An 11,684-nucleotide genomic window follows, 5' to 3' on the forward strand; every position below is an offset into this window, starting at 1 on the left:
TAAAGTTAGCGTCTAAATTCATCACTTTGCGGTAAATTAATTAGTATGAGTACAGCACCTCTACCACCATATTCGAGAGGGGCTTGGTGCATCGCTATTACGTCAGGGTGCTGTACTAAGTACTGAGGCACTTTGTGCTTTAGTACGCCGCCACCAATACCGTGCACTACACATGCACAATAATAATGCTGCTTTTTACATTCGTGAATGAGTCCAGCGAGTTCATCTTTAGCAAGTTCTTTATTTAAGCCATGTAAATCTAGCGTCAAATCGGGTGCAAAGTCACCACGGCGAAGCTGTTTAGCTAGGAAAGTATCTTGGCCAGGTTTTACATATTTAACCGTGCCGTGGGTGTCTATATCGGGAATATAAACGTCTGAGAAGAAAAATTCAGATTGAGACTGCTTTTTTTGCTGGGCAAATTGCTTAGCTTGTGACACCTTAGGCTTTGTATCAAAACGATGAGTATCTTGTTTAAATACTTTGGCGCCTGTGATCGTTTGACGAAATAAGATGATGTCGTCATTGCTTAGGGACGAATGTGATGGAGTGTCTTTTTTCATAACTATTACCTAAACAAAAAAACGTAAAAACGCAGCGCAAAAGGCGGTACAATACTTAAATGAGGGGCAATTGTAATTTGCCCAGCGCAGATAGGCAATGCAATCGTCTTAAAGACTCAAAACAGTCAGTAAGCTAATACAGGTAAAAATATATGAGCGATTTACAAATAGAAGAAGCAACACTCGAAGAAGCCGTTGCAGAACTGTCAACTTTACATGACTGGTTACGTTGGACTACAAGCCAATTTGCAAGTAGTAGTATATTTTTTGGACACGGTACAGATAACGCATGGGATGAAGCTGTAAGCTTATTACTGCCTGCGCTTAGCTTGCCTGTTGATGCGCCAAAAGAATTAATGCACGCGCGTTTAACAAGCACAGAAAAAAATCGACTTGCGGGTCTTATTGCAGAACGTATTAACGACTGCACACCAGTACCTTACTTAACAAACATTGCATGGTTTGCGGGTATGCCATTTTATGTGGATGAACGTGTGCTTATACCTCGCTCACCGTTTGCTGAGCTTATCAGCAACCGCTTTACACCCTGGCTTGAAGAGCCACAATCGGTTAACCGCATATTAGATTTATGTACGGGGTCGGGTTGTATCGCAATTGCACTTGCGCAAGCTTTTGAGCAGGCACAAGTTGATGCGGTAGATATATCGTATGAAGCGCTTGAAGTGACAGACATTAACATTAACGATTACATGTTGAGTGATCGCGTGTTACCTATTCAGTCTGATGTATTTAGCGGTGTACCAGGTCAAAAATACGACCTAATAGTAGCAAACCCACCGTATGTTGATGCAGAAGATATGGCTGACCTGCCACGTGAATTTCATCATGAACCAGAGCTTGGGCTTGCGTCAGGCCACGATGGTTTAGATGTAACCCGAACTATATTGAGCGAAGCGAGTGAACATCTAACTGATAACGGTTTGTTATTTGTAGAAGTTGGTAACTCTATGGTACATATGGATGCACTGTATCCGGGCGCGCCGTTTGAATGGATTGAATTTGAACAAGGCGGCTTAGGCGTATTTGTAATTAGCAAAAAGCAGCTAGATGAGTATTTTGCAAAATAAGTAAAAAATGAATAGCCAAGCCCTGTGCTTGGCTATTGGTAGTCATTAGGAATGAGGAAAGTTAATGGCAGGTAATAGCATTGGACAGTTATTTAAAGTGTCCACCTTTGGTGAGAGCCACGGCGTTGCATTAGGCGGCGTTGTTGATGGTACTCCCGCAGGTCTTGAAATCACAGAGGCCGACTTACAAATTGATTTAGATCGCCGAAAACCAGGCCAAAGCCGTTATACAACGCAGCGCCGTGAAAGCGATCAAATAAAAATATTAGCAGGCGTTTTTGAAGGTAAAACCACAGGTACCAGCATTGGTTTATTGATTGAAAATACCGATCAACGCTCGCAAGATTACGGCAAAATTAAAGATGTATTTCGCCCAGGTCATGGCGATTACACGTATTGGCATAAGTACGGCTTGCGCGATTATCGTGGTGGCGGTCGTTCGTCTGCACGCGAAACCGCGATACGCGTAGCGGCAGGCGCTATCGCTAAAAAATACTTAAAGCAATTTCATGGTATTGAAGTTAAAGCATGCTTAAGTCAGCTTGGCCCTATTAAGGCTGAAACGTTTGATTGGGATGAAGTGGAAAATAACTTATTCTTCTTCCCTGATGCAAGTAAGCTTGAAGCGCTTGACGAATATATGCGTGACCTTAAAAAGCAAGGTGACTCAGTTGGCGCTAAAGTAAAAGTAGTGGCAAGCAATGTACCAGTTGGTCTTGGTGAGCCAGTATTTGATCGCCTTGACGCCGAGCTTGCACACTCATTAATGAGTATTAACGCGGTTAAAGGCGTTGAAATTGGTGATGGCTTTGATGTGGTTGAGCAAAAAGGCTCTGAGCATCGTGATGAACTAACCCCTGAAGGTTTTACATCAAACCATGCAGGTGGCGTACTTGCGGGTATTTCGACAGGGCAAGATATTATTGCTTCTATTGCGCTAAAACCAACGTCGAGCATTACTATTCCGGGTAAGAGTATTAATACAAGCAACGAAGCGGTAGAGATGATCACTAAAGGTCGTCACGATCCGTGTGTTGGTATTCGTGCAATTCCGATTGCAGAGGCAATGATGGCTATTACATTAATGGACCACTTACTGCGTCAACGCGGACAAAATCCACATGTAAATCATCAGCACGGGCCAATTAACGGCTCAGTGTAAGTGTTTATAATTATAAAAAAACGCGGACTACCGCGTTTTTTTATGTCTGTAATTTAGTTAAGAGCCCTTCAGGAGTTGTTCAAGTAAGCCCTATATACTGCAAGAAGGAGGGTAGTAATCATGAACGATAATATTAATGAACACTCACAAATAAAAGCCCAAGCTGTAATAGCCCGCTTAGAACGTTTCAGTAAGTTAACCGATAGCAGCATTGGCATTCCTTTTACTAAATTTAATATAGGTTTGGAGGCGGTGATTGGTTTAATTCCTGTTATAGGTGATGCCGCAGGGCTAATTTTATCAAGCTATGTGCTTATAGAAGCGCAGCGTTTAGGTGTGAGTAAACGTATAAAGACTAAGATGATTATCAATATGCTCATAGATTTTGTGGGCGGTTTAGTACCATTTTTTGGTGATATTTTTGATGCATTTTTTAAAGCTAACACGCGTAATACCCGTTTGTTAAAAAACCATATAGCTAAGCAGGTAAAAGTAGAGAGCATTGAACACTAAGTAATGCTAATGCCGAATGTATTTAATGGGCTAAATTATTCAAAGTATAGAAATTACTTATACCTAAATTCGGATAATAACTACGTATTATTGATTTTGCTTTAACTTGCTTTAACTTGCTTTAACTTGCTTTTATTTAGCTTACTTTTAAGATGTAAACCGTGAATTTAAAATAGATATATGTACCTTAACCACCTAAGGTATGGCATAGACCAATAACTACAAATACCTTAGTGACAATAGAGGAGATAGAGAAAGGGCATTGACGTTACTCGAGCCTTAAATACTTCTCTAATACGGTAATGTTGGCTGATATAAAAAAGCAAAATTATGCCAGTTTTCCTCGAACACTCTATGTAGATATTGAGGAGCAGTGCGAGACCTGCCCTAAGGCATTTATTTTCTTTGCTCAAGAGCAACAATATTGGTTTGAGGTACTTGGTTTTTGGGTGGATTCACACAGCACACGTTGTTTTAGATATATACTAACTCTACGTAAACGGTACGATATGTTAACTAGCTTAGCCAATAAAACCTCAGATGAAAAAACACAGCGTATAGAACTTGCCAATACGCTTTACTGTTTAGGTATTATTAAAAACATCAAAAAAGTAAATGGTTAACCTATTTAGATTTTACTCTTACGTCTTGTTTTTACTTTAGTTGTAAAAAAACCATACAATTCATCTCGTTTTTAGTGCGGAAAATAACGGATCTCATTTCTATTTTTTACAAAACCATAACACAATACTTAATAAGGTGATGTCTACACTCTATTTTGTGCCAGTGCCCTACATGAAATGATAGTAGACGATAACCAAAGAGAACTCGAAGATTATGGTTCTCCTAGAACTATTCCCGACCATTGTTGATGTGTTTTTCAAATCGAATAGACTCAAATACTGAATAAAAATAAGCTAAAACAGCAAATAAAAAATATATTAATATAAATTCAATCTTGAAGGATAGACTATGGTTTTCTCTCTCTCGTAATGTTAATGTTAATGTTAATTAAGTTAGGTTTTTTATTATCAAAAAACCAGTGCTTAATAATTATACAAAGAATTACTCTTTAAATAAGAAATTGATTAGTATATAGAACTATTAGCTTAACTATATTAAATACTAATCATAGCAACAAGGAAGTTGCACCTCGTCTTTACCATGATCTGTAACTTCCTGCCGCAATCAATCTATTATTTACTCTCGCTATTTTAGCGTGTTTCTATGAGGATTTATCTATCTTTATAGAGACGTAAAATCGTTTTTATTAGCTAAGTAAATATTTATCATGGATTTAAAAAGGAGCAGGAATGCGACAAACTAAATTTGGATTAAATACAGAAGTTAAATATTTTAAAAAATTACTACTTGCGATCACTATAACGTCTTTGGTTGGGTGTGGAAGTGATGATAAAAGTGTCGAACCAACAGCATTACAAAATAAACCTCCAGCGTTAGTAATGGGAGAAGATCAAAGTGTTGATGAAAATACTGAAGTTGTTTTAACTGCTCAGGGAACAGACCCTGAAGGCCGTGAGTTATCATATGAATGGTCTCAAACTGATGGGACAAGTGTTGAGTTGAACACATCAACAACTGCTTCGACCTCATTTATAGCGCCAGATGTCTCTGAGCAAGCAAATTTAGAGTTTCAGTTATCAGTCAAAGACTCTGCAGGTGAAGTGGTCACAGGTAGTGTGATTGTTACAGTTAATCCGGTATTTGCACAGCTAAGTAATACCGCAATTAGCTTTAGTTCTGTGCCAGTACAAAACCAAGAAGTGGCTATTAATTTTATCTCTGATGATGATTTAGGTGAAATTAACTGGCAAGTGGAAATGCAACCAGAGACTTCAGCATTAACGTTAACTAAATCTGAAGATCAATCAGTAACTCTTACTCCAACTGCCGTGGGTGAGTATAAATTAATTGCGCAGTCAAAAGATAATAATAGCGTTAAAAGTACAACATTTAGTATTACTCCAAGTTTTGAATTTGATGTGTTAAAAGTTTCTGGTAATGATGATACTACTGAAGTTAACGAGCTAATAGGGGCGATATCAAATCAATCTTGGGTCTACTCGTCTTCACTTGATAAGGATGCACTTAAAACGCTCGTGGCTAATTATGAGCAGTTAGTTGTAAAAGGTTATGACGAAACACAGGGCTTATTAGTTGAATATGATGAAAGTGATTTAAAGACTAAAGAAGCAATGGAGCTGTTAAAGCTAGAGCAGGGCGTTTCAAGTGTTGATAACCGTGTTTTTGAAGGGCAGAACGTATTACGACAAGAAGATACAATACCAAATGACGGTAGTGACTTCACTGATGGCGGCGATAACTGGCATCTAGAGAAAATATTAGCAACGGCTGCATGGGACTTTACAACAGGTAGCACTGATGTTTTAGTAGCAATTTCTGATGGTGGCTTTGATACAACCCATCCAGAGCTAAAAGGACGCTACTCTGAAGTATTGACGTCCCAAGTTTCTGATCATGGTACAGCTGTAGCAGGTACTATTGGTGCCGCTACCAATAATGGGACAGGCATGTCTGGGATTAACTGGTCTTCTCAATTAATCTTAGGTAATTGGGGTAAAGAAAGCCTTAAAGCTTTATTATCAAAAGCAGGTGTTGTGACGGTAAATAGCTCATGGTCAATCCCTGGTTATATTCCAGTTTCTTTCGACCCATCGAACATTGTTAGCTTAGAAGAGCGAAATACGCTTGCTCTAGTCGCTTCTAGACCCTACCGAAAAATAGCAGAAAGTAATTTAGATAAGTTATTAGTGTGGTCTGCAGGTAATGGCATCGGCAATGGTGCGGGCAACAGCAACAATGTTTACGGTGTGGATGCACGCTTACATAGCTCAGCTCTTCACTTTACTAGTAACGGTACTTTACAAAAGCAGCAGAACGTGATGTTTGTTGCCGTTGTTGATGATGATAACCGTTTACCTTTTTACAGCAACTATGGAAGCTCAGTAGATATAGCAGCACCGACTTCTTATAAAACCTTGAAGTCAAATTCTCAATATTATACAGATGGTCAATATGGAGATGGTACAAGTGCTTTTTCGGGAACATCTTCAGGTGCAGCTATAGTAACAGGGGTGGCTTCACTCATATATTCTATTTACCCAGATTTTACAGGCGAAGAGGTAAAAAATATATTAATTGATAGTGCAACAGAGTTTGTGACTGAGCGTTATATTACTCCATCAAAGAGTGTGGATGAGGGGACTAATATTGCGACGTTAGCTCACCAAATTCCAATTGTTAATGCACAAAAAGCCTTAGAAAAAGCACAGGCAATTATTGATAGCAAAGTGATCATTTCAAGTGCTATACCTGATCCTTTTACGGCTCAAACACAACTATTATTTGACTCTATAGATACTGATTTACAAGTAGAAAATATTGAATGGGAACTGCAGTCTTTTGGTGCCTCAGATAAATGGCAAACGGTTAAGACTAGCTCAACAGCTGAAAGCGAATTATTAGTTGATCTTGATACAAGCGCTTCAAGACATCGCTTGCTTGCAACTATTAACTTGCTTAACCCTACGAGTGGATCAGAAGTTGTTGTGGTTAAGGAGTATGAATTTGAGTACTCAACAGTCATATTAACCGCAAAAGACACTGTATCCCTTGAGCCGCAAGTGGGCGTACAAATTAGCCTTGAATCTGACACAGGACAAAACTTTGAAATGTCTAGCTACACAGATTCGTTAGGTGTTAGTAAGATGTACTTAGAAGCGGGATCATATAAAGCATATGGCACTCAAGAAGGTTACCAAACAGCCGCTATCTCAATCATCGTTAATGATGAAAGTACAATTCAAACAACCTTAAATTTAGCATCTACTGAAGTTGGTGCTGTTGGTTCTTTAAGTGGTTTTGTTGTTGATGGTAACGGTAATCCATTAGAAGGTGCCTCTGTAAGGATTTCTGGTGGTGAGCAAACAAATGGTTTCTTTGCAGCTTCAACTACTGATAGTAATGGTGAATTTGCTATTTCGAATATTTCAAAAAGTGATTCGGATGGTGGTGAAATTGAATCTTTCATAATGGAAGTTTCTGCATTTGGTTATACAACCTCAGTGCGTGAAGAAGTTATCATATTGGCAGGTAAGGAGCGTCTAGAGAACTTCACACTTGTTAGCCAAAATTTAGAAGAGCAAATAATATTTTCTGATGGCTTTGAAGAAGGTGAAAATAGCTGGCAATTTACAGGATTTTGGAACCAGGTTGACCTCGCAAATAATAGCATTACTAATACCTTAGTTGATGGAGGATATACTTCTCTAGCGCCAGATGAGGAAGGCCCAAAAGCGTTATTACCTAAAGCATCGAGTGGTAACAGTGCGTGGTGGTATGGTCAGGAAGATACGGGTACATTCATAGGCAAACAATACAGTAATGATTACCTTCTTAGTGGCGGGCAGTCAGAGCAAGCAAATTCAGGACAGCTTGTATCGCCTGCGATTGACTTGACATCAGTTAGTGCCGCACTTCTTAAATTTAGAACATGGTGGGAAATTGAATCAGTAAATCCTAATGAGAATGGATACGATATCATGGAAGTGCAAATAAGTACTGACAGTGGTGAAACCTTTGAAACACTTAAGAAGCTAAACCCTTTTGTTGATCCAAATGAGGCAGATCGTAAGGCAAAACCATTCTCATCGGGTGGTTATAATCGTAAACCTGTTTGGGTGCTAGAAGAGCTAGACCTAACTGATTATGTAGGTCAATCAGTTGTCATACGTTTTGATTTCCAAACGAATGATGGGCTCTACAATGGCTTTAGAGGCTGGATAATTGATGACTTTGAAATGCTTGGTTTTGCCTCGGATTCTAAGATGCTACAGAGCACCAAAGCATTAACTCCTTCTTTAACTAAAGCAGCTGCATCAGACAAATCGGATGTTAGTGAAAAGTTTGTAGAAGTACATAAAAAACCACAAGTTTATTCACTTAAGGTAACACCAACTCGCGATTAATAAACGCTTAATGACAGGCAGTCTTTATTAAGGCTGCCTATTTTTAGTAGTGCAGCAGCGATACATTAACCACTTATTTTACTTTTCAGCGTAATCGAAGTAATACTTTGTGAAACACTAAAACCTTTGTAATAAAAAGAGCTGATTCCCCATTCTTTTAGTTCATCACTAACTTACCTAACAGCTTTAATAAGTAGCTCCTAAGGAATAGCAAATAAGTTGAGACTGATACTTTTGTTATTAAACATAGAGAGTAACCCTAATAAATCAATGCGCCGTAATAAGCAAATAGGTTTGCTTTATGATCGTGAGGTATTGGTGTTTCCTATCTATGTGTGCAAGCAGTTTATTTATAAGTATTGTTGTTTAAGTGGTAAACACTAGGAGCTTATTTTTACTTTAGTTGTAAAAGCCCGTACAATTCGTTTCGTTTTTAATGCGCAAAATAGCGCTGCAACTTAGACAAATTAGCCCAATTTTATGCATCAAATAGCTGATCTAATTTCAATTTTTGAACGCACTTTTTATCAAAGTTATAATACACAGCTGATAAAAGGCGATTGCGAGCCTATTTATATTCCAGCTAATAATACAACGCCTTTTCATCAGGTTGTATTCGCTCATGGTTTTTACGCGAGTGCACTGCATGAAATTGCACATTGGCTAGTAGCAGGCGATGCACGTCGTTTACAAGAAGACTACGGTTATTGGTACTGCCCCGATGGGCGCGACAAACAAAAACAAGCTGAGTTTGAAAACGTAGAAGTAAAGCCTCAAGCTATAGAGTGGTTATTAAGCACCGCAGCAGGGTTTAATTTTAATGTGTCGGTGGATAACTTAAACGGCGAGCAAACATGTCGGTTTGATTTTCAGCAGCGAGTATTTGCACGTGTATTATCGCTTATCGAAAATGGCTTTAATTCTCGTACAGAGTCACTTTTAAAAGCACTCTCTGATTTTTATAGGACACCTTGGCCTTTAACAGCGCAGCAATTTAATTGGCAACATCCGAAGGAGCTTTGTAATGGCGTTTAAATTAGGTTTAATTGTAAACCCAGTAGCGGGTTTAGGCGGAACAGTTGCTTTAAAAGGCAGTGATGGCGCGCAAACAGCCGCCAAAGCAATCGAATTAGGTGCAGAACCAAAAGCAAATAGCCGCACAAAAGCAGCGCTTGAAGTGCTATTGCCTTATAAAGAACGCTTAACCATTTACACTGTTAACGATGACATGGGTGAGCAAACAGCTAAAGCTTTGGGCTTTAATGTAGAGGTTGTATACAACTCTGCAGTAATGACAACCCCAGATGACACAGAACAAGCAGCAAAAGTACTTAAAGACTCAGGTGTTGATTTAGTTTTATTTGCTGGAGGCGACGGCACAGCGCGTAATATTTGCCATGCAGTAGAAGATACCATTCCCGTACTTGGTATTCCCGCAGGTTGTAAAATTCATTCTGGTGTGTACGCTATTACCCCAAAAGCTGCAGGGCGCGTAGTTGAAATGCTGGTTAAGGGGGAGTTAGTTACCTTAGCTGATGCCGATGTAATGGATATAGATGAAGTTGCCTTTAGACAAGGCACTGTAAAAGCAAAACGTTATGGTGAAATGCAAACACCAAGCGAAGTGCGTTATATGCAAGCAGTTAAAAATGGCGGTAAAGAAACAGACGAACTGGTGCTTGCCGACATTGCAGCACATGTTATATCGCAAATGGATGAAGACACATTTTATATTATGGGTAGCGGCTCAACGGTTGAAGCCATAATGGAAGAAATGGGACTCGATAATACCTTACTTGGCGTTGATTTAATAAAAGATCAAACCTTAGTTGCTCAAGATTTAACGGCTAAGCAATTACTTGAGTTTACTCACCAGCAAAATACTAAATTAGTTATTACCTTAATTGGCGGGCAAGGGCATATATTTGGTCGTGGTAATCAGCAATTGAGCCCTGTGCTTATACGTGCAATTGGCAAAGAAAATATTATTGTAGTAGCAACAAAAACAAAGCTACAAGCGCTTAACGGTCGCCCCCTTATTTGTGATACTGGCGATAGCGAATTAGATGATGAATTAACGGGTTATATTAAAGTAACCACTGGATTTAACGACCATATTATGTATGCAGTAGGGCACCAAAACCTTGAAAATACAGGTGCTCTGCAAAACCAGGAGATTTGTAAATGAGTTTAGTGAATTATATCGATGCAGCCCAGCAGTACTTCGATGGTTTAGTAATAAAAGCAACTGACGATGAGTTATTTGCAGGTGGCTATTTACGAGGTCACTTTGATCTTGCGGTTGGTTATGCCGAAGTAGAAAAGCTGACAATCAGTATGGATGAGCTAAACGAAACTGTAGAGCAAAGCTTAGTAAAAGCATATCGCAATGGTGAGCTTAATGAAGAAGATAAAACATTAGTTGCACGCCTATGGGAAGAAGTTAAAGCACTCGCTTAACACCTCTCTTAACACAATATAAAAACACGATCTGCTTAGCGCAATCGTGTTGTTTTGTACTCTTACAAGTATTTATTAAAAATAAATTTTAGACACAAAAAAACCTTGCTCACTTACGTGGCAAGGTTTTTTATTAAAGAGTCGTTGCTTATTTCGGCGTTGTAAAGCTTACTGGGCGACGTTCTTTACGAGGACCGCTACGCTTATCACCACGTGCGCTGTCATCTTTATTAAATCTGCGTTTCTTATCACCAGCTGGACGCTCAGACCGTTCGCCGCGTGGTTCAGCAGGACCTTGATCAGTTGTAATTGTTAAGCCCATAGGACGTTTGCAAATAAACACTTTTTGGAAATGATCAAGCACATCTTTAGGCATGTTTTGCGGTAATTGAACCGTACTGTGATTGTCGTGTAAACGAATGTCACCAATAAACTTGCTTGAGATGTCAGCTTCGTTAGCAATTGCACCAACAATGTTTTTAACCTGAACACCGTGCTCACGACCTACTTCGATACGGTACGTATCCATAGGACCTGCATCACGGCTGTTACGCTCGCGAGGTTTACGCTCAGCGCGTTCGCCGCCACGTTCGTTACGACGTCCACGGTCACCGCGATCGTTGCGTGAATTGCGGTCGTTACGCTCGTTACGTTCACGAGGTTGAATCTTAACTTCTTCAACTTTAATTGGCGACTGTTGCTGTGCTAAACACAGTAACGCACCCGCTAAGCTTTCAAGAGGAAGGTCAAGTTTTTCAGCCATGTTAGTAGCTACTTCATTGAAGAACGTGATGTCTTTGTTTTCAAGCGCAATAGTTAATTTTGCTTGTAACGCTTCGATACGTTTTTCTTCAACAATTTTTGCTGTAGGTAATTCAACTTGAGCAAT

The 11,684-nt window shown here is 39.3% G+C and carries 10 protein-coding genes; 8 read left to right on the forward strand and 2 right to left on the reverse strand.

Annotated elements, in window-relative coordinates:
* Positions 1-5: 5 nt before the first annotated feature.
* Entirely contained in the window at positions 6-563 is a 558-nt protein-coding gene (gene smrB / locus EU510_RS16130; RefSeq protein ID WP_149594329.1) for an endonuclease SmrB, read from the reverse strand.
* A gap of 152 nt (positions 564-715) precedes the next feature.
* Between smrB and prmB the strand changes: the two genes are divergently transcribed.
* The 8 genes from prmB (at position 716) to EU510_RS16170 (ending at position 10,795) form a co-directional block, all read left to right on the forward strand.
* Positions 716-1,651, forward strand: a complete 936-nt coding sequence (gene prmB, locus EU510_RS16135) for a 50S ribosomal protein L3 N(5)-glutamine methyltransferase (protein ID WP_007377743.1) — start codon at positions 716-718, stop codon at positions 1,649-1,651.
* A gap of 64 nt (positions 1,652-1,715) precedes the next feature.
* Positions 1,716-2,813, forward strand: coding sequence for a chorismate synthase (aroC, locus tag EU510_RS16140; protein WP_149594330.1), 1,098 nt, complete (start codon positions 1,716-1,718; stop codon positions 2,811-2,813).
* 120 nt (positions 2,814-2,933) lie between these two features.
* Positions 2,934-3,326: a DUF4112 domain-containing protein gene (locus EU510_RS16145; RefSeq protein WP_149594331.1), complete on the forward strand. Its 393-nt coding sequence runs from the start codon at positions 2,934-2,936 to the stop codon at positions 3,324-3,326.
* 302 nt (positions 3,327-3,628) lie between these two features.
* Positions 3,629-3,949: a zinc-ribbon domain containing protein gene (locus EU510_RS16150; RefSeq protein ID WP_262501242.1), complete on the forward strand. Its 321-nt coding sequence runs from the start codon at positions 3,629-3,631 to the stop codon at positions 3,947-3,949.
* Positions 3,950-4,639: 690 nt separating this feature from the next.
* Positions 4,640-8,335 carry a S8 family serine peptidase gene (locus EU510_RS16155; RefSeq protein WP_149594332.1) on the forward strand — a complete coding sequence of 1,232 codons (3,696 nt, stop codon included), beginning with the start codon at positions 4,640-4,642 and terminating at the stop codon, positions 8,333-8,335.
* A 480-nt stretch (positions 8,336-8,815) separates the two neighbouring features.
* The gene (locus tag EU510_RS16160) at positions 8,816-9,370 is read left to right on the forward strand and encodes an elongation factor P hydroxylase (RefSeq protein ID WP_149594333.1); all 555 of its coding nucleotides are present in this window, start codon (positions 8,816-8,818) and stop codon (positions 9,368-9,370) included.
* Complete coding sequence (locus EU510_RS16165) at positions 9,360-10,523, forward strand: ATP-NAD kinase family protein (RefSeq protein ID WP_149594334.1); 1,164 nt, start codon at positions 9,360-9,362, stop codon at positions 10,521-10,523. The genes EU510_RS16160 and EU510_RS16165 overlap by 11 nt, the downstream gene beginning before the upstream one ends.
* Positions 10,520-10,795: a YfcL family protein gene (locus tag EU510_RS16170; protein ID WP_149594335.1), complete on the forward strand. Its 276-nt coding sequence runs from the start codon at positions 10,520-10,522 to the stop codon at positions 10,793-10,795. The genes EU510_RS16165 and EU510_RS16170 overlap by 4 nt, the downstream gene beginning before the upstream one ends.
* A 148-nt stretch (positions 10,796-10,943) precedes the next feature.
* Here the strand turns inward: EU510_RS16170 and EU510_RS16175 are convergent.
* Positions 10,944-11,684 (reverse strand): DbpA RNA binding domain-containing protein (locus EU510_RS16175; RefSeq protein ID WP_188085433.1); only part of this gene is annotated, 741 nt, incomplete at its 5' end.

Source organism: Pseudoalteromonas sp. FUC4 (assembly GCF_008370255.1).
Taxonomy (GTDB): domain Bacteria; phylum Pseudomonadota; class Gammaproteobacteria; order Enterobacterales; family Alteromonadaceae; genus Pseudoalteromonas.